Here is an 18,549-nt window from a genome sequence, read left to right as displayed (position 1 = left end):
CTCAGGAGTCGGAAGACGGCCTGGTCTGTGACTTCTTCTCGGCAAGCAGCCGGTCAAGGAGCGGCTCCACGCGGTACGGGATGTGTTCATGGAGGGCCAGTACCGTCTCGGTGCGGATCACGCCCTTGATGCGCAAGACCGACCGCAGCGCCGACTGCAGATGATGCGTGTCCTTCGCCGCGACGCGGCACCATACATCGCCCCGGCCCGAGATCTCATGGACTTCGAGCACCTGTTCCAGTGTGCGCAACGCCGAGATGACACCGTCCAGTTCCCTGTGCGTCACCTCGATCGTGATAAAAGCGACGACGTCGTACTCCAGGCGTGCGAGGTCCAGTTCCCTTCCGCTCCGGCGCAGGATGCCGGATCGGAACAGCCGCTGCATCCTCGCCTGGGCGGTGTTGCGGGCCATGCCGAGAGTCTCGCTGAGCTGACTGACCTGCGAGCGCGGTTCGTGGACCAGTTCGCGAAGGAGGCGGATGTCCGTTCGGTCCAGCATGCACAACTCCTCGTTCAGCCCACCGGGGAGCCGGATCTCCCACGAATTTTGAGCACGATGATCAGAGTATGCCCAATCCAGCTGCCACGCTAACCCTCAGACCTCACCATCAATAGGAGGAATGGTAAGAATCGACGGAAGGTGTCCATGAGCGTCATCAGCGAATTGCGGATGCGTCCTGCACCTGCGCAGTCTCCCCGCTGGGACGCATCCGTGCGCACACGGCTCGGCCTCGCCGTCGTCGTTATGGCTACCCTGCTGGTGGGCGCGAATCTCGCGACGCCGCTCTACCCGCTGATCCGCGCCGACCTCGGCCTCAGCGCCTTCGATACGACAGTGGCGTTCTCCGCTTATGTTCTGACGCTTGTCGCGGGCCTGCTTCTGGTCGGTCACTGGTCGGACCATATCGGGCGCCGGGCCGCGCTGGTGCTCGCCGTCCTCACCGGTGTTGTGGGGGTCGTTGTGTTCGGCGGAGCCACATCGTTGCCCATGCTGGTCCTTGGCCGTTGCCTCCAGGGCGCGGCAGTGGCGTGCGCTACCGGGGCCAGTTCGGCCGCGCTGCGGGATCTGTTGCCGCACCGCCCGGAATGGGCTTCACGCTTCACACTGGTTGCGTCCGCGGGGGGAGTGGCCGCAGGGCCGATCACGGGCGGCCTGCTGTCCCTCTTCCCCGAACCGACCAGGCTTCCGTTCGGGATCTACGCCGTCTTCCTCGCGTTGCTTCTGATCCCACTGGTGCGGCTTGAGGCCCGCCCGGCGATCAAGCCCGCGTTGCCTGCCCGCCCGTTGTCCGCGCTGAAGCCGAGGCGCCCCGCAGTGTCCCGGACCGCACGCAGGGCGTTCTGGTCTGCTGCCGCCGTCGGATTCCTCAGTTTCGCTGTCTTCGGCTTTTCGCTCAGCCTGGCGCCGACGTATGTCACTGCCATGGCCGGAGAGGTCAGCAGGCCGCTGGTGGGCCTGCTTGCCGGACTGGTCCTGGCCGTCTCCGCTGCGACCCAACTCTTCCCGCAGGGGGCCGCGAAGCCCGCTCAGGCCGGCGTGGTCGGCCTGCTCGTCATGGCGGGCGGGGTAGCGCTTGTTCCGGTCGCGGGCAGTGTGGGAAGCGTTGCCCTCCTTGTTGCTGCGCTCGTTTGTGCCGGAGCGGGACAGGGGGTTGCCTTCCGGATTCTCTTCAACGCGGTTGCACAGCAGGTCGAGGGATCCCAGCATGCCCAGATCATCAGCACCGTCTACGTGATCACCTACCTCGGAAGCGCGGTGCCGGTACTCGGCCTGGGCCTCGCGGTGGATGCAGTGGGGCTCATGACGGCGGTTGGGTTCTTCTCCGCGGCGATCGCAGCCGCCTGCGTCGGGATGGCGATTTTCCTTCGCCGGAGCGCCGCATCAGTGACGTAGGAACTGCAAAGAAGTATTTGCAAATAAACCATTGCAAAGGAATCTTTGCGCGCGTATCGTCCATGTATGGAGTCCGCACAACCGAACGATCGCACAGTCGATTTCAACGCATTGAAGGCGCTGACGCATCCGCTGAGGATCCAGCTTCTCAACGCGTTGTCCCAGTTCGGCCCGCAGACTGCCAGTGCGCTCGCAGCCCGGCTCGGGGAGTCGAGCGGGTCCACCAGCTACCACCTCAGGCAGCTGGCGCGGCACGAGCTTGTCCGTGAAGTGGAAGGTAGAGGATCAGCGCGCGAGCGCTGGTGGGAGCGCCCACCCGGGGCCCTCAACCTCTATTCCAGTGACATGGCACATGATCCCGGCACCCGGGACGTAGCCGCAATCGTCACCCGGGAGTTCAGCCACAACAGGGCCGGACTGCTCGAGGACTACCTGGAACGCGGTCCCTTCGTTCTGCCGGAGGAGTGGCTCGATGCCTCGGTCATCTCCACCATCAACGCCCGGCTCACCGCTGCTCAACTGGCAGAGCTCTCGGATGAGCTGATGCGGCTCGCACGCGACCTCTTCGAAAAGTACCGCCCGGACGGCAACGCCTCGCCGGATGCCAAGGCCGTACAGATCCACCTCAACACCTTTCCGATCGTCCAGGGCCAGTTCCCTGAGCCTCCTTCCCGAAAAGAGCACACGCCATGACCACGCTTGCCGGTCTCTACCCACCAGCACAACCCTCCGGATTCGAAGCCCTGCTCATCACTGTTGGCCGCTGGCTCGTCAGCACAGGCGAACGGCTCGCTGCGCAGGAACACACCATGGTTGACCACCGTACACACGAGGACCGTCTCCGCGACGGAACGGCCATCCGCCACTCAGGGCTTTGGATTTAGCCGGGCCTTTGGCCAGCGCCTCTAGCCGGGCCAGGCCCTAGCCAGGTCCGGGCAGCAGGCCCGCGTTGCCCTCCATGCGGTTGAAGATCAGGGTGGTCTCCGTATGTCCCACCACCGGATCCGTGGTGAGGTAGTCCAGTACCCAGTCCCTCAGGGCGTCCGTGTCCGCAACCGCGAGGTGGATGAGGTAGTCCACCGAACCTGAAACATGGAACGTGGCGACCACCTCGGGCAGGGCGTGCACCCGGGAGGTGAACCTGTCGATCTCCTCGCGGTTGTGCCCGTTGAGCTGGACGGAGATCAGGGCCTGCACCGCACGGCCGATTGCGGCCAGATTCACCTCGGCGTGATAGCCGGTGATGACTCCGCGCTCCGTCAGCTGGCGGGTTCGCAGCAGCGCGGTGGACGGTGCAACGCCCACTTTCTCGGCGAGCTGCGCATTAGTGATCCGCGCGTCCGCCAGCAATTCCTGCACGATTCGACGGTCCACCGGATCCAGTCCGTCCGGTCTGCGACTGTTCGTCATGCGGGTGCTCCTGCTTCGCCTGTGGTCCTGCCTGCGGGAATTCCTTCAGCCTACCGGCGGGTGCGTAACCTTGTGCTCATGCCAGAACACAAGCACGAGAATCCAGCTGCCGACGTCGTCGGTCTTGATATCGGCGGCACCAAAACGCACGGAGTGCGCTGGAGCGCGGGTGTTGTGGTCGCCGAAGGGAAAAGCGGGAGCGCCAATGTCCAGAACGTCACCGCGGAGGAAGCGGCCGCGAACCTGGCCGAGCTGTTCACTGCGCTGGGCGGGCAGGTCGGTCAGGTGGTGGCCGGCTCCGGAGGCGTGGATACCGACGAGGACGCCGGCGCCCTCCGACAGCTGATCGCAGGGCAGGTGCCGCGCGCCCGGATCGACGTTGTCCACGACACCCGCCTTATCCTCGCCGCGGGGGAGGCCTCCACCGGCATCGCGGTCATCGCCGGCACGGGTTCCGTCGCGTGGGGGCTGGACTCCGGCGGACGGCAGGCGCGTTCAGGCGGCTGGGGATACCTGCTCGGTGACGAGGGCAGCGGCTACTGGGTGGGCAGGGAAGCTGTGCGCGCAACGCTCCACCGCTTCAACCGCGCGGAACCGCTCGGCGTGCTGGGCGCATCGCTCCTTCAAGCCACCGGCGTGCAGGAGCCCGAAGAACTCATCGCCCTGTTCCACCGGCCGTCGGGAAGGCGCTACTGGGCAGGCCACGCGCACCTGGTCTTCGAGGCGGCCGAGGCCGGCGACAGCGCCGCCCAAAAGATCATCGACGACGGCGCACGTTACCTGTGCGGGCTGGTCACCGACGTCGCCTCAGTTCTCGAGGCACACAGCCCGGTCATCATCGGCGGCGGCCTTGCCGTGCACCAGCCGAAGCTGCAGGCGCTGATCCGCGCCGGGCTGGAGAAGGACGGGTTCAGTGACGTGCGGTTCCTCAGCGCCGACCCCGTGCACGGCGTGGACTACCTCCTGCGAACGGGCGCCCTGTAGCGGGCGGGACACCATTCGTCGCTGATCCCGGTGCAGGTGAGCGGAACGGACGCGCTCTAGACCACGGCAGTCCGGGGTGAGCGTTATTCCGCTAACCTCGGACCGGATTGCTCCCCGCGATGAGCAGATGGCAGGTTTACACTGGCGTTCATGGCGCAGGAATGGGACACCCGGGTAGGTGCGTATGCCGTCGTCGTGCGGGATGGAATGATCCTGCTGGCGCACTGGAATGAGCTCGGCAGGCAGGGGTGGACGCTGCCGGGAGGCGGGCTGGAACTTGGCGAGGACGCACCAACCGCCGCCGTCCGCGAGGTGCTGGAGGAGACCGGCTACGTCGTCGAACTCGACGAGCTCCTGGGGGTTGACAGCCTCCACATCCGGCCGGAAGACCGGCTGAACGGCTCCGGGCGGCCGATGCACGCGCTGCGCATTGTCTACCGCGCGCACCCGGTTGCCGGCGAGCTCGTCCACGAACTGGACGGGTCCACCGATGAAGCGGCCTGGGTGCCCCTCGCCGATGTGCCCGAACTGGCACGCGTCGAACTCGTTGACACAGCAATCCGGCTCTCTTACCAAAGTCAGGGCCGGGCGCTACTATAAAACTCTTCCGCTTGGTATCCGGCGGGAACACGCACGCGATCGATTGCCCCCGGGGCTGAAGCCCGGGGCTGAAGGAGGTGACGTTATGAATCTGGTTTCCGTTGCTGCATCCTGCCTGACAGCTGCACGCACCACCATCGTCATAACCCTCGCCTCCCGCCCGCAATCGCACTGATTCTTTCCTTGGTGGAAGGCTCCTGAAGAAGGACTTTCCTTGAACACGCTTTCCGAGTACGGCTTCACCGACCGCATCCGCGGCCTCTTCTCCTTCACTTTCCCGTCCGCCCTTCCATTACCGGGCCACCCCGCCCTCGAACCGGCGCGCGCAATCCGTGCCGACCGCGGACGGGTTCTGCTCATCACCAACCACGGCCCGCTGCAGGTGGAAACCGACGGCACAGTGGTGACCGGTGACTGGGTGGCGCTTGCACGAAACAACGACGACGACGGCGCGGTGCCACCCGCCGTCGTCGGCATCCTTCCGCGTTACTCGACCCTGCAGCGCAAGAAAGCGCATGATCCGCTGTCCGAGGCGCAGGTACTTGGAGCCAATATCGATCTGGTCGGCGTGGTGGTGCCGATCGACCGTCCGCTCTCCGCCAACAGGCTCGAGCGGACCCTCGTTGCAGCCTGGGACTCGGGCGCGGTGCCCCTGGTCATCCTGACCAAAGCCGATCTGAGCAGCCGGTTCGATGCCGTGGTGTCCCAGACCGTCGAGCGTGCCCGGGGCGTGGAGGTTTTCACCACCTCCGCCGAGGCCGGTGACGGCCTTGATGCACTTCACGTCCGGATCGGTGCGGGAAGCACGCTGGCACTGATCGGTCCCTCGGGCGCAGGCAAGTCGACGCTGATCAACGCGCTGGTGGGGTTTCATGCCCAGGATACGGGGGAAGTGCGCGCGGGTGACGGAAAGGGACGGCATACCACCACGGCGCGGGAGCTCATCCCGCTGGGATCCGGTTCGGTCCTCATGGATACTCCGGGCGTGCGGGGCTTCGCCCTGTGGGACGCCGAGGACGGACTCGAGGCGGTCTTCGGTGATATTGAGGAACTCTTTCTGCACTGCAGGTTCACGGATTGTGCGCACGGTTCCGAGCCGGGGTGTGCCGTCCAAACGGCACTTGGCACGGGCGAACTGGAGGAGCGCCGCTGGCTGAGCTACGGGAAGATGCAGCGGGAGCTTGCCAGCCTTCACCGCCGCCAGAGCATCGCCGAGCAGCGCCGGCACGGCCGGTCCTTCCACCGCACGGCGAAGGAGGCGGCCATGGCGAAGGACTTCCGCAATCGCTTCCGGGAAGGATGATGCCCCCCGATTTGCCGGTTTACACCAGCGCCCGCTAACAGGGAACCGGTTCCCTGTTAACGATTCGAGACAAAGTTTACGCACCGGCCATACAAGCGCTTGTGTGCAACGAACGCCTAGCTAGACTCAACAAGACGATGCCTCCGCTGAGCCTTTTTACTTGTGGCGGGTGCGCAGAATCGCTAGGGAGCGGCTAAGAGCCGGGCCTGACGTCGATGAAAGGTATTGCTTCATGACTGGCAAGACTTCGGGCCCCGGCGCGGGCAACTCCGGATCCACGGCAATGATCCAGTTCCGTAACGTCTCCAAAAGCTACGGCGGGGGAGCGGCGGCGGTGGAGAACCTCAGTATGGACATCGATCGGGGCACCGTCACTGTCCTTGTGGGGCCTTCGGGCTGCGGCAAGACCACCTCCCTGCGCATGATCAACCGGATGGTGGAACCTACCTCCGGGAGCATCCTGGTCGACGGCCAGGACATCGGCCAGCAGCGGGCCTCCGAGCTGCGGCGGTCCATGGGGTACGTCATGCAGTCTTCGGGCCTGCTGCCGCACCGGACGGTACTGGACAACATCATGACCGTGCCGCGGCTGAACGGGGTGCCGCGAACAACTGCACGGAAACGGGCGGCTGAATTGCTCGACGTCGTCGGCCTCGCACCCGCGCTCGGCAAGAGGTACCCCGGCCAACTGTCGGGCGGTCAGCAGCAGCGTGTCGGTGTTGCACGCGCTCTTGCTGCAGACCCGCCGATCCTCCTGATGGACGAGCCCTTCAGCGCGGTTGACCCGGTGGTGCGCCACGAGCTCCAGGAAGAGCTGCTTCGGCTCCAGCGGGACCTCGCCAAGACCATCGTCTTCGTCACCCATGACATCGATGAGGCAACCATCCTCGGTGACAAGGTTGCGGTTTTCGCCACCGGCGGCCGGCTGGCCCAGTATGCGGCTCCGGAAGAGATCCTGCGCGCGCCCGTAGATGATTTCGTGGCCGGGTTCGTGGGCAGGGACCGCGGGTTCCGCCGCCTGTCTTTCCAGGATGGCGACGGCGTACAGGTCCACCCCGTCGAGACCGTGAGGGTGAGCCGGCTCGCCGATCCGAGCGTTTCCGTCGATTCCTCCTGGACTCTGGCGGTCGACGACGACGGGCGCCCCCAGGGATGGGTGCCGCGGGCGATGCGGGACAGCGTTCGTTCCGTCAACGACCTCGTGCCCGGCGGTTCCCTGTACCGCCGTGGTGATTCGCTCCGCCGCGCGCTCGATGCGGCGTTGTCTGCGCCGTCCGGTCTGGGTGTCACGGTCGACGATGATGGGCAGGTCCTCGGTGTGGTCCAAGCGGCCGAGGTACTCGAGCTCATCGAGGAGGCACGCCTGAACCGCGGCCGTACCGATCACAACACGGCGGTCTGACATGCAGTGGTTCATCGACAACTTCTCCTACATCGCGGAGCTCACGGGATACCACCTTGTGCAGGCGATTCTTCCCCTGGTCCTCGGCGTCATCATTGCGGTTCCGGTCGCGCAGGCGGCACGACTCAGCAAGCCGCTCGGGGGAGTAATCCTCACGACGTCGGCACTGCTGTACACGGTGCCCTCGCTTGCCATGTTCGTGCTGCTTCCGCTCATTCTCGGAACGCAGGTCCTAGACATGATCAACGTCATCGTCGCGCTGACCATCTACGCGGTGGCGCTGCTGGTCCGGTCAACTTTGGACGCGCTGAATTCCATTGACGACGGCGTCCGCCAGGCAGCGGTAGCGATGGGCTTCACCCCGCTGCGCCGTTTCCTGACCGTGGACCTGCCGCTATCCATCCCCGTGCTGTTCGCGGGCCTTCGGGTGATCTCGGTGACCAACATTTCGCTGGTCTCCGTAGGCGCGCTGATCGGTATTCCGAGCCTCGGCACCCTGTTCACCGACGGTCTGTTCAGGTCCTTCCCCACCGTGATCGTGATCGGGATCATCGTGACGCTCGTCCTTGCCCTCGTCATGGACCTGATGCTGGTGCTACTCGAACGGCTGCTCACACCCTGGTCGCGCGCGGCGAAGGTCACCGCTGCCCCGGACCAGACCGATCCGGTGCGCGCGCTGTCGACTGACGTCCCGAATGCGGGGGGCGTCTGATGGATTACTCAAGCAGCAACCTGCTGGTCCAGATGTTCGAGTGGCTCACGTTCGGGCCGAACTGGAGCGGACTCGGTGGAATTCCGGTCCGGATCATCGAGCACCTGGGGTACACAGCGCTCACCATCCTTATCGCGGCTGCCATTGCGGTGCCGGTCGGACTCCTCGTGGGGCACACGGGAAAGGGCCGCATCATCATCGTGTCCGGTGTCGGAATCCTGCGCGCCCTTCCCACGCTGGGCGTGCTCATCCTGTTCGTGCTGCTGGCAGGCCTTGGACTGATGCCGCCGATCTGGGCCCTCGTGCTCCTGGCCGTCCCGCCCATCCTCGCGGGCGTCTACGCAGGAATCTCATCCGTGAACCCCGCAGTCGTGGACGCCGCCCGAAGCATGGGGATGAACGAAGCGCAGGTGCTGTTCCGGGTGGAGATTCCCAACGGGCTGCAGGTGATTCTTGGCGGCTTCCGCGCAGCAGTCCTTCAGGTGGTGGCGACGGCCGCCGTCGTCGCCTTCATCAATCTGGGAGGGCTGGGAGTCTTCCTGATCGAAGGCACCCAACTGCGGGACAACGGGCGCCTTTTCGGTGGTGCCGTGGTGATCGCCGTCGTCGCCATTGCGGTAGACAGCGTCATGGCACTGCTTCAACGATTTGCTGTCTCGCCGGGCCTGCGGACTTCCCGCGTACCGGCGGAATCGTCAAAGACCAGTGGGCAGGAAGTCCACGTCAGTTCACAAGGAGGAACACCATGATCAAATCATCCACGCGCGGCTTCCGCCGCAGCCTGCTCGGGCTGACCGCAGGGCTCACCGCGGCGCTTGCCATGACTGCCTGCGGGGCCAATTCGGATCCCCAGGGCGGAACGGAGAGCGAAGGCGCAGAGGGCAGCAGCGGTCCGTTGACCGTCGGCTCCGCTGATTTCCCCGAGAGCCAGATCATCGCCGAGGTCTACGCAGGCGCGCTCAACGCCGCGGGCATCGAGGCTGACACCCAGCTCAACATCGGATCGCGTGAGATCTACTACCAGGCGCTCGTCGACGGATCCGTTGACATCATCCCCGACTACAGCGGCAACCTGCTCCTCTTCCTGGACGCTGAAGCCACCGCGGAGTCCGCGGAGGACATCGTTGGAGCGCTGCCCGACGCCTTGGAAGCCGAGTCTCCCGATATGAATCTCGGGATCCTGGAGGCGTCTGAAGCTGAGAACAAGGACGCCATGGTTGTCACCGCTGCAACGGCTGAGGAATACGGTCTGACGTCGATAGAAGACATGGCCGAGGTCTGCGACGAGTTGGTGATCGGTGCGCCGAGCACCTTCTCCGAACGCGCTTACGGGTTGCCGGGCCTGGAGGAGAACTACGGCTGTGTGCCGGAGTCCTTCGAAGCAATCAACGACGGCGGCGGTGCAGTGACGCTGGAAGCGCTGCTGAATGACACGGTCCAGGTTGCGGACATCTACACCACGACGCCGTCAATTGCCGACAACGATCTTGTGGTGTTGGAAGACCCGGCCAACAACTTCATCGCCCAGCAGGTGCTGCCCCTGGTGAACCTGGACACGGTCGGCGAGGAAGCGCAGTCGGTCCTGAATGAAGTCTCCAGCATGCTCACCACTGAGGATCTCATCGACCTCAACCGCGAGGTAAGCGGCGACGAAAAGCGCAACCCCGCAGACGCTGCCGCTGACTGGCTCGAGGAAAAGGGTCTGGCCGGCGAGTAACGCCGTTCGCCCGGGCATGCCCCAGTTGCCTTCATCACAATGCGGTGGGGCAGGCCCGGGCTATGGCATTCTGTGTTAATGGCCGATTTCAAGCAATCCAACAAGCTGCACAACGTCCTCTATGACATTCGGGGGCCGCTGCTTGAGCACGCCAAGTACATGGAGGCGGAAGGCCACCGCATCCTCAAGCTGAACATCGGCAATCCCGCACCCTTCGGGTTCGAAGCGCCGGACGCGATCCTCGTCGACATGATCCGCCACCTGCCCAATGCGCAGGGCTACAGCGATTCCCGCGGAATCTTCTCCGCCCGGACGGCAGTGGTCCAGTACTACCAGGGCCGCGGGATCCAGAACATCGATGTGGATGACGTCTATCTGGGCAACGGAGTCAGCGAACTCATCACGCTCTCTTTGCAAGCCCTGTTGAACAACGGCGATGAAGTGCTGGTGCCAACGCCGGACTATCCGCTGTGGACCGCTTCTGTCAGCCTCGCGGGCGGAACAGCCGTTCACTACCTCTGCGACGAAAGCAACTCGTGGTGGCCCGACGTCGAGGACATCGAGTCGAAGATTACCCCGCAGACCAGGGGGATTGTTCTGATCAACCCGAACAATCCCACCGGCGCTGTCTACCCCCGTTCAGTGATCAAGCAGATCGTTGACCTTGCGCGGCGTCATGACCTCATCATCTTTGCCGACGAGATCTACGAGAAGATCCTGTATGACGACGCCGTGCATGTGAACGCTGCGTCCGTCACCGGCGACGACGTCCTGTGCCTGACCTTCAGCGGTCTGTCCAAGGCCTACCGCATCGCCGGTTTCCGGAGCGGCTGGATGGCCATTTCGGGACCGAAGCATCGCGCTGCCGACTACATCGAGGGCATTAACCTGCTCGCTAACATGCGGCTGTGCGCCAACGTGCCCGCTCAGCACGCTATCCAGACTGCCCTTGGCGGATACCAGAGCATCAATGACCTGATTCTGCCGGGCGGCCGTCTTCGCCAGCAGCGGGACAAGGCACACGAGCTGCTCAACGCGATTCCTGGTGTTTCCTGCGAATTGGCACAGGGCGCCCTGTATCTGTTCCCGCGGCTTGATCCCGAGGTCTATCCGATCAAGAGCGACGAGCAGTTCGCACTGGACCTGCTGAAACAGCAGAAAATCCTGATCTCGCACGGAACCGCGTTCAACTGGATCAATCCGGATCACTTCCGGATGGTCACCCTGCCGAGTGTCGAAGACATCGAAGACGCGATCGGTCGGCTGGCGGAGTTCCTCAGTACATACAAGCCCTGATCCGTGCGCCCGGCGGGCGCCTCAACGAGGAGGTTCCATGCACGTTGTTCCCGATTTCAGTGTGTCCCCCACCCAGGCCCTGCTCGCGGGGCCGGACGTGGATCTCGCCCAGATCGATCCTCACTCAACACCGGGTTTCGACGGCGATAAGCAGGCAGGGAAGGCGCGTCTCGAAGCCGGCAAGAAGGGCCTGTCCGAACTGCAGGAGAGGCTGTTCGCCGAGAGCCGGTTCGGCAGCTCGATTTCCGTCTTGCTGATTCTGCAGGCCATGGACACCGCGGGCAAGGGCGGTATTGTCCGGCATGTGGTGGGGGCAGTGGACCCGCAGGGTGTGGAACACCATGCCTTCAAGGCGCCCACGCCGACGGAGAAGAGGCACCACTTCCTATGGCGGATCCGAAAGGAGCTTCCCGGTCCGGGAATGATCGGTGTTTTCGACCGGTCCCACTATGAGGATGTCCTGATCCACCGGGTGCGCAAGCTTGCCAAGCCGGAGGTCCTTGAAGGGCGGTATAGCGAGATCCGTGAGTTCGAGGCGGGTCTGGTGGATTCCGGCACCCGGGTCATCAAGGTGATGCTGCACCTGAGCAAGGACGAGCAGAAGGAACGCATGGCAGAGCGGCTGGAACGCAAGGACAAGCACTGGAAGTACAACCCGGGGGATCTGGCCGAGCGGGCACTCTGGGATGAGTACCAGCACGCCTACCAGATTGCCATTGAACGGACCAGCAGGCCGGACGCGCCCTGGTTTGTCGTGCCGGCTGACCGGAAGTGGTATGCCCGGATTGCCGTCCAACAGTTGCTGACTGATGCGCTTGCAGGGATGCAGCTCAGTTGGCCGAAAGCCACCTTCGACGTTGCCGCTGAGAAAGCAAAGCTGGCCGCTACGTGACGTCAGCCCTTGGCTGCACCAGGTGCATCGGTTTGATCGCGTGCCGCAGCGAGCCGCTTGCGCGCACCTTCAAGCCATTGTTCGCAGTGGTCGGCGAGAGCCTCGCCGCGTTCCCATAACGCAAGGGACTGTTCGAGGCTCACTCCGCCCGCCTCGAGTTGGCTGACCACCTTCACCAGTTGCTCACGGGCTTCTTCATAGCTCAGCTGGGACACGTCGGCGGGTGTTTCTGCAGCTTTCGCGGGAGATTCGGTCATTTCTGGTCCTCGCTTGTGGGAGATTCGATGGCGGGCTCATTCGGAGTTTCAGAGCGGGCACTGATGCGTCCGCCGGCCACCCTGATTGCGAGCAGGGAATCCAGCGGTGCCTGACCGGGGGTCCGGACCACTTCGCCGTCCTCGTTCTGCACCACTGCGTAGCCCCGGTCCAGGGTGTTCTGCGGGGAAAGCGACCTCACGTGGGCGCGAAGGTGGGAAACGCGGTCTGCTTCGCGTGCCACTGCGCTTTCGATCGCCATGGTGCTGCGGTCACGAAGCCGTACAAGATCATCATGGCGGACACTCACCATTCCGGAGGGTTGGGCCAGCACAGGGCGGGAGCGTAAATGCACCAGCCGCTCAGTCTCACGGGACATCAGCTGGTCCACGCAGCGCGAAAGCTGTGTCCGCGCCTGGCGGATGCGCTGCAGTTCCTCGTTGACATCGGGGACAACGCGTTTTGCCGCATCTGTTGGCGTTGACGCCCGAACATCTGCCACATCGTCCAGCAGCGGATGATCGGCTTCATGACCGATAGCGCTGACAATGGGGGTGGTGGCCGCTGAGACGGCCCGGACCAGGTCCTCATTGCTGAACGCCAAAAGATCCTCCAAGGACCCGCCGCCACGGGCGATGATGATGACATCGACCTCCGGCATCCGGTCAAGCTCCACCAGCGCCGAACGAATCTGCGAGACGGCGTTCACGCCCTGGACAGCGACCTCGCGTATTTCAAACTCCACTGCAGGCCAGCGCAGGCGCGCATTCTTGAGAACGTCTTTTTCGGCATCGGAATCGCGTCCGGTGATGAGACCGATCCGGTGGGGGAGAGCCGGCAGTGCACGCTTCCGGTGTGCTGCGAAGAGTCCTTCGGCCGAAAGAGCCTGGCGGAGCCGTTCAATCCGCGCAAGCAGATCGCCCAGACCGACCGGCCGAATGTCCCACGCCTGCATGGACAGGCGGCCCGTCTTCACCCAGAAGTCCGCTTTGAGCCTGGCTACAACCCGGGAGCCACGCTCCAGCGGCATGGTCAGCCGATCCAGAACTGTGCCCCACACAGTGAGCGACAGGGAAATTTCAGCGTCAACATCACGGAGCGTGACGAAGCACATGGAACCCCGTTTGTTGAGTTCGATAACCTGCCCTTCGACCCAGGCGGCGGGGGCACGCTCAATGTGGGCTTTCAGCTTTTCGGAGAGCACATGGAGCGGCCAGGGGTGATCAGCCGAGGTCTCACCCGCCGTCTCGGGAAGGGTTGTTGGATCCGCTGGCACGGAGGAGTCAGCTGTGACCACGGTGCCTACCGGCGCGCCGTCGTGGTTCATCAAATACCGCATCCTCCCAAGTCGAAACCCGCCTTCTGGATCTTCCGGCAATCGTCATCCGCCACCCTCGCGCCGCATGGAGGGGCAGGCAGACGCCGTGCCGTTGGTTAATGTTTATCAGGTGCTCCTGACATCGGCTGCACCCGCAGTAGCCATGTGCAGGAGGAGAGTCCCCGGCCGCCGGCCCCACGGAGCAACTGCATCCAGGGCGGACGCAGGCATAATCGTATGATCGTCAATCAACGGAACGGGAGCTCATGAGAACAGCCGGATCGGCCTTCTTTGTCCTGTTTGCCCTGGTGCTCGGTGTGGTGGCGTTGCCCAGTGCCTGGCTCGCTGCCAATGTCGTCGCCGAAGACGGGTTCGTGCAACTCGCCGCGCCACTGGCCGACGATGCCGAATTTACGGGGACGCTCGCCGCGGCGCTTGCCGAGGAGGCAACAGCCAGTGTCGAGGTGCCTCCTGAAGTAGCGGATGCCGTTGAGCCAGTGGTGAGGGACGTCGCGCAAGGCATTGCGCAGTTACCGGACTTTGATCGGGCCTGGCAGGACACACTGCGGCGCTCACACACCCGCACCTTCGGAGGGCAGGGGCAACCTTCGGCAGACACCGGTGGGTCAGCGATGTTCACCCTCGACGTCGCACCGCTCGTGGGGCTGGTGACAGCGCAGCTCGGCAACCAGTTCGGAGTCGACGTACCGGCACCCGAGCAGACTCTCGTTCATATCGGCGGTGCGGATCAGTTTGATGTCGTGGAGAGGGCAGAAGTGGCTGCCGGGCTCTGGCCCGCGCTGGCCATAGCGGCTGGTGTTGGAGCCGTCCTAGCCCTTGCACTCGCTCGCCGTCGCAGCACCACACTCGCTCTCCTTGGACTGGGAGTCCTGCTTGTTGGCGCCGCGCTGTGGCTCGGCGCCGGCTTTGCGCCCAGCCTGCTGAACCAGGTTGCTGATGAGAATACGGTGGCTGACGTTTTCAGGGACGCGCTTGCCGAGCGCGCAGCAGGTGGCTTCCAGGAATGGTGCCTCGCAGCGTTGGCAGCGGGGATCCTGCTGATGGTCGCGGGCTTCGTTGGCCGGCTGCTCAGCGGGTCGCGCCGCTAGCACCGCAGCTCGCACCGTGCTCACCGAGCCGCTTGGCTCTGAGCGGACAGCACGCATGCTCTGCCGGACGGACACGTGTGGGCCGTTAGCATGGAGACATGTCCTCCACAGCTGTATCGGTACCCATGCCCATGGTGCCCCGTAACCGTCGCTCCCCGGAAGAAGTCCATGCCGCTGCGCCGGTTGCCGGACCACGCAAGGTACTCCTTGCGGCACCGCGCGGATACTGCGCGGGAGTGGACCGCGCCGTCATCGCCGTCGAGAAGGCGCTGGCACACTACGGGCCACCGGTGTATGTCCGGAAGCAGATCGTCCATAACCTTCACGTGGTGTCCACGCTGGAGGAGAAGGGTGCCATCTTCGTTGAGGAGAACGACGAGGTTCCGGAAGGAGCTCTGGTTGTGTTTTCAGCACACGGTGTATCACCCGCGGTGATCCGGTCGGCGGAAGAGCGCAACCTCCGGACCATCGACGCAACCTGCCCGTTGGTCACCAAGGTCCACCGCGAGGCCGTGCGCTTCGCGCGGGATGACTTCGACATCCTGCTGATCGGTCACGACGGGCATGAAGAGGTCGAGGGAACCGCAGGCGAGGCACCCGAACATATCCAGATCGTGAACGGACCTGAAGACGTGGACAGCGTGACCGTCCGCGACCCCAGCAAGGTGATTTGGCTCTCTCAGACCACGCTCAGCGTGGACGAGACCATGGAGACGGTGGCGCTGCTGAAGAAGCGGATTCCAACGCTTCAGGATCCTCCCAGCGACGACATCTGTTACGCCACGTCGAACCGACAGGCAGCGATCAAGAAAATTGCGCCGGACGCAGACCTCGTCATCGTGGTGGGCTCGGCAAACTCCTCCAACTCCGTGCGGCTGGTCGAGGTGGCACTTGAGTACGGAGCCAAGGCTTCACACCGCGTGGACTTCGCCAATGAAGTGGATGAATCCTGGTTCGAAGGAGTCTCCACGGTTGGAGTGACGTCAGGCGCTTCCGTGCCCGAGAATCTGGTGCAGGACGTCCTTCGGTTGCTCGCCGATTATGGTTACGCGGACGTCGAAGAAGTGGTCACTGCTGAAGAGGACATCATCTTCTCGTTGCCCAAGGAGATACGGGCAGCGCTGAAGGCCATGGGAGACCCATCGAGCGGACTCGGCGGCCGGGGGCAGCGCCCCACTTCCTGACGCGTCTTCGGGGAGGCCGCGGGTTACGCCGTTTTCTCCGCCGGCCCGCCCCCCGATTCCGTGTCGATGAGTTCCGGCGCGCTCAACAGACGGGGAGTGGTCTCCACCGGCTTGGTGGTCAGCCCTGGGGCATTCCCGTCCGTCTCGAACGTGTGAATCCGGCGCGCGGTGGGAAGCACACGGGACTCCAGCGTGCCCACGAACGAGTTGTACTTCTCGACTGAGCTCTTGAGTGAACTGCCAAGGCGGGTGATGTGCGAACCCATGGTGCCCAGCCGCTCATACAGCTCCCTCGAGAGGTCATACAACTCCTTGGCGTTCTCCGTGAGGACGTCCTGACGCCAGCTGAACGCCACGCCCTTCAGAATCGCAAGCAGTGTCACGGGGGAGGCCAGCACCACGTTCCGCGCGAAGGCGTAGTCCAGCAATGCCGGATCCGTTTGCAGCGCGCTGGACAGCACCGACTCGAGTGGAATGAAGCACACCACCAGGTCGGGGGAGTTGTCGGTTCCCTCCCAGTACTTTTTCCGTGCAAGCGCATCCACATGGGAGCGAACTGCCTTGACGTGCTGGCTGAGGAGCTCGCTGCGGCGCGATTCCGCTGAACCGCTGCGCTCCTGGTCCGTGCCGGCCGGTTGGGATTGGGCTTCCAGATAGGCGTCCAGCGGGACCTTCGAATCGACGACGATCTGCTTGTTGCCCGGCAGTTGGATGACCATGTCGGGGCGGACGAGGTTGGATGATCCCTCCCGGGAGGCGACGGTGAGGGTGGCCTGCTCGGAGAAGTCCACCCGGGCGAGCATGCCCGCGGCTTCCACGATGCGCCTCAGCTGCACTTCACCCCAATGTCCGCGCGCCGTGGTGCTGCGCAGCGCGGACGCCAAGGAGTGGGTCGTGGACAGCAGCTTCGAATCCGACAGCTGCGCCTCCTGCAACTGCTGGGCGAGCTGACCGAACTGGTGCGCGCGCTCCCGCTCCAGATGACCCACATGCGCCTGCACCTGCCCGAGCTTGTCGGCCAGCGGCGCAATGGCACGCAGGACCGACTGGTCCTGGCCGGACTGTTCAAGAAGCTGCCGGTTCTGTGCGTGCAGGATCCGGTTTTCCGCTTCTGCAGCGGCACGGGCAGACACCTCCGCGCCAAGACGGGTACCGGCGTCGTCCATGTCATTTCGCAGCCCGGCGAGGGCCGGGCGCAACAGCACGACGGCGATACCCGCACCGGCGACCAGCCCCAGCACTGCGGTGAGAACTACGAGGAGAAGTGTGTTTCCGTCCATTCCTCCACCATGGCAGGTGCCTCCGACAATTTCGGGAAGAGGGAATCTGCCGGGCTCCCGTGCCGAGGCTGCGTTGACGACGGTAGACTGTTTTCCCGTGGCTCTTACTATTGGCATCGTCGGACTGCCCAACGTCGGCAAATCAACTCTCTTCAACGCTCTCACCAGGAATACTGTCCTGGCCGCGAACTATCCGTTCGCCACGATCGAGCCCAACGTCGGTGTTGTCAGTCTTCCGGATCCGCGTCTCGGACAGCTGGCCGAACTGTTCAGCTCCCAGCGCGTGCTGCCGGCCGCGGTCTCATTCGTGGATATTGCAGGCATCGTCAAGGGAGCCTCCGAGGGTGAAGGCCTCGGCAACCAGTTCCTCGCGAACATCCGCGAAGCAGAAGCCATTGCGCAGGTAGTGCGCGTTTTCGACGACCCGGACGTGGTGCACGTGGATGGCGCCGTGAACCCGGTGTCCGACATGGAGACGATCAACACCGAACTCATCCTCGCGGATCTCCAGACATTGGAGAAGGCAATCCCGCGCGTTGAGAAGGAAGTGAAGATCAAGAAGCGCGAGGCTGCGCAGCTGGCTGCGATGCAGGCAGCGCAGGGCGTCCTGGAGCGGGGTGACACCATCTTCTCTTCGGTTGCAAGCGACAAGCTCGAGATGGAGCATCTGCGGGAGCTGAGCCTGCTCACGGCCAAGCCGTTCATCTACGTTTTTAATGCCGATGATGCCGTTCTGGGCAGCGTCGAGCGTCAGAAGGAGCTGCGTGCACTGGTTGAACCTGCGGACAGCATTTTCCTCGATGCCAAGCTTGAAGCGGATCTGGTCGAGCTGGATCCTGAGGAAGCGCGGGAGATGCTGGAGATGAACGGCCAGGATGAATCCGGTCTGGACCAGCTTGCCCGCGTCGGCTTCCATACCCTCGGGCTGCAGACCTACCTCACGGCCGGTCCCAAGGAAGCGCGCGCGTGGACCATCCGCAAGGGCGCTACCGCTCCCGAGGCCGCCGGAGTCATCCACTCGGACTTCCAGCGCGGATTCATCAAGGCCGAAGTGGTCTCCTTCGATGACCTGGTGGCAGCGGGATCCATGGCGGAAGCCAAGTCCCGCGGCAAGGTCCGTATCGAAGGCAAGGAATACGTCATGGTCGACGGCGACGTGGTGGAGTTCCGCTTCAACGTGTAGTCCGCCGCCT

Annotated in this window: 20 protein-coding genes; 15 read left to right on the top strand and 5 right to left on the bottom strand. The window is 64.1% G+C overall.

Features of this window, described 5'->3' with window-relative positions; genetic code table 11:
• Position 1: 1 nt before the first annotated feature.
• Positions 2-499, bottom strand: a complete 498-nt coding sequence (locus JOD47_RS02250) for an Lrp/AsnC family transcriptional regulator (RefSeq protein WP_372432780.1) — start codon at positions 497-499, stop codon at positions 2-4.
• A gap of 147 nt (positions 500-646) precedes the next feature.
• Between JOD47_RS02250 and JOD47_RS02245 the strand changes: the two genes are divergently transcribed.
• The 3 genes from JOD47_RS02245 to JOD47_RS02235 all read left to right on the top strand — a co-directional run bounded on the left by JOD47_RS02245 (position 647) and on the right by JOD47_RS02235 (position 2,778).
• Positions 647-1,894 carry an MFS transporter gene (locus JOD47_RS02245; RefSeq protein WP_204531532.1) on the top strand — a complete coding sequence of 416 codons (1,248 nt, stop codon included), beginning with the start codon at positions 647-649 and terminating at the stop codon, positions 1,892-1,894.
• Positions 1,895-1,960: 66 nt separating this feature from the next.
• Positions 1,961-2,587: an ArsR/SmtB family transcription factor gene (locus JOD47_RS02240; RefSeq protein WP_204531530.1), complete on the top strand. Its 627-nt coding sequence runs from the start codon at positions 1,961-1,963 to the stop codon at positions 2,585-2,587.
• Positions 2,584-2,778 (top strand): hypothetical protein, encoded by a 195-nt coding sequence (locus tag JOD47_RS02235; RefSeq protein ID WP_204531528.1) that lies wholly within the window; start codon positions 2,584-2,586, stop codon positions 2,776-2,778. The genes JOD47_RS02240 and JOD47_RS02235 overlap by 4 nt, the downstream gene beginning before the upstream one ends.
• Positions 2,779-2,815: 37 nt before the next feature.
• Here JOD47_RS02235 and JOD47_RS02230 read toward each other — a convergent pair whose 3' ends face one another.
• The gene (locus tag JOD47_RS02230) at positions 2,816-3,304 is read right to left on the bottom strand and encodes an Lrp/AsnC family transcriptional regulator (protein ID WP_204531526.1); all 489 of its coding nucleotides are present in this window, start codon (positions 3,302-3,304) and stop codon (positions 2,816-2,818) included.
• 78 nt (positions 3,305-3,382) lie between these two features.
• On the opposite strand from JOD47_RS02230, the gene JOD47_RS02225 reads away from it, so the two are divergent.
• From JOD47_RS02225 to JOD47_RS02185, 9 genes are all read left to right on the top strand, one after another.
• Positions 3,383-4,288: an N-acetylglucosamine kinase gene (locus JOD47_RS02225; protein ID WP_204531524.1), complete on the top strand. Its 906-nt coding sequence runs from the start codon at positions 3,383-3,385 to the stop codon at positions 4,286-4,288.
• Positions 4,289-4,438: 150 nt separating this feature from the next.
• Positions 4,439-4,888, top strand: coding sequence for an NUDIX hydrolase (locus tag JOD47_RS02220; protein ID WP_204531522.1), 450 nt, complete (start codon positions 4,439-4,441; stop codon positions 4,886-4,888).
• Positions 4,889-5,102: 214 nt separating this feature from the next.
• Positions 5,103-6,191, top strand: a complete 1,089-nt coding sequence (gene rsgA, locus JOD47_RS02215; protein ID WP_204531520.1) for a ribosome small subunit-dependent GTPase A — start codon at positions 5,103-5,105, stop codon at positions 6,189-6,191.
• Positions 6,192-6,474: 283 nt separating this feature from the next.
• Entirely contained in the window at positions 6,475-7,593 is a 1,119-nt protein-coding gene (locus JOD47_RS02210; RefSeq protein WP_204536357.1) for an ABC transporter ATP-binding protein, read from the top strand.
• 1 nt (position 7,594) lies between these two features.
• On the top strand, positions 7,595-8,305 hold the full coding sequence (locus JOD47_RS02205; RefSeq protein WP_204531512.1) for an ABC transporter permease: 711 nt from the start codon (positions 7,595-7,597) through the stop codon (positions 8,303-8,305).
• A complete protein-coding gene (locus JOD47_RS02200) occupies positions 8,305-9,054 on the top strand; it encodes an ABC transporter permease (protein ID WP_239547978.1) in 750 nt (249 codons plus the stop codon). Before JOD47_RS02205 ends, JOD47_RS02200 begins: the two co-directional genes overlap by 1 nt.
• Positions 9,051-10,022, top strand: a complete 972-nt coding sequence (locus JOD47_RS02195; RefSeq protein WP_204531510.1) for an ABC transporter substrate-binding protein — start codon at positions 9,051-9,053, stop codon at positions 10,020-10,022. The genes JOD47_RS02200 and JOD47_RS02195 overlap by 4 nt, the downstream gene beginning before the upstream one ends.
• Before the next feature lie 78 nt (positions 10,023-10,100).
• Entirely contained in the window at positions 10,101-11,318 is a 1,218-nt protein-coding gene (locus tag JOD47_RS02190; protein WP_204531508.1) for a pyridoxal phosphate-dependent aminotransferase, read from the top strand.
• Positions 11,319-11,355: 37 nt separating this feature from the next.
• Complete coding sequence (locus JOD47_RS02185; protein WP_204531507.1) at positions 11,356-12,210, top strand: PPK2 family polyphosphate kinase; 855 nt, start codon at positions 11,356-11,358, stop codon at positions 12,208-12,210.
• A gap of 2 nt (positions 12,211-12,212) precedes the next feature.
• On the opposite strand, the gene JOD47_RS02180 is transcribed toward JOD47_RS02185, so the two are convergent.
• A complete protein-coding gene (locus JOD47_RS02180) occupies positions 12,213-12,467 on the bottom strand; it encodes an exodeoxyribonuclease VII small subunit (RefSeq protein WP_204531506.1) in 255 nt (84 codons plus the stop codon).
• Entirely contained in the window at positions 12,464-13,792 is a 1,329-nt protein-coding gene (xseA, locus tag JOD47_RS02175) for an exodeoxyribonuclease VII large subunit (protein ID WP_204531505.1), read from the bottom strand. Before xseA ends, JOD47_RS02180 begins: the two co-directional genes overlap by 4 nt.
• A gap of 257 nt (positions 13,793-14,049) precedes the next feature.
• On the opposite strand from xseA, the gene JOD47_RS02170 reads away from it, so the two are divergent.
• Together JOD47_RS02170 and JOD47_RS02165 are read left to right on the top strand one after the other, a co-directional pair.
• Positions 14,050-14,892 carry a hypothetical protein gene (locus tag JOD47_RS02170; RefSeq protein ID WP_204531504.1) on the top strand — a complete coding sequence of 281 codons (843 nt, stop codon included), beginning with the start codon at positions 14,050-14,052 and terminating at the stop codon, positions 14,890-14,892.
• A 98-nt stretch (positions 14,893-14,990) separates the two neighbouring features.
• Positions 14,991-16,076, top strand: coding sequence for a 4-hydroxy-3-methylbut-2-enyl diphosphate reductase (locus JOD47_RS02165; RefSeq protein WP_204531503.1), 1,086 nt, complete (start codon positions 14,991-14,993; stop codon positions 16,074-16,076).
• A 23-nt stretch (positions 16,077-16,099) separates the two neighbouring features.
• Here the strand turns inward: JOD47_RS02165 and JOD47_RS02160 are convergent, their stop codons facing one another.
• Complete coding sequence (locus JOD47_RS02160) at positions 16,100-17,356, bottom strand: DNA recombination protein RmuC (RefSeq protein ID WP_204531501.1); 1,257 nt, start codon at positions 17,354-17,356, stop codon at positions 16,100-16,102.
• Between the two features lie 97 nt (positions 17,357-17,453).
• Between JOD47_RS02160 and ychF the strand changes: the two genes are divergently transcribed.
• Complete coding sequence (gene ychF / locus JOD47_RS02155; RefSeq protein ID WP_204531500.1) at positions 17,454-18,539, top strand: redox-regulated ATPase YchF; 1,086 nt, start codon at positions 17,454-17,456, stop codon at positions 18,537-18,539.
• Positions 18,540-18,549 lie beyond the last annotated feature (10 nt).

It is taken from the genome of Arthrobacter tumbae, from assembly GCF_016907495.1.
GTDB lineage: Bacteria > Actinomycetota > Actinomycetes > Actinomycetales > Micrococcaceae > Arthrobacter_D > Arthrobacter_D tumbae.
The sequence above is the reverse complement of the archived record's forward strand: the minus strand, read 5'-3'. Positions and strand labels throughout refer to the sequence as shown.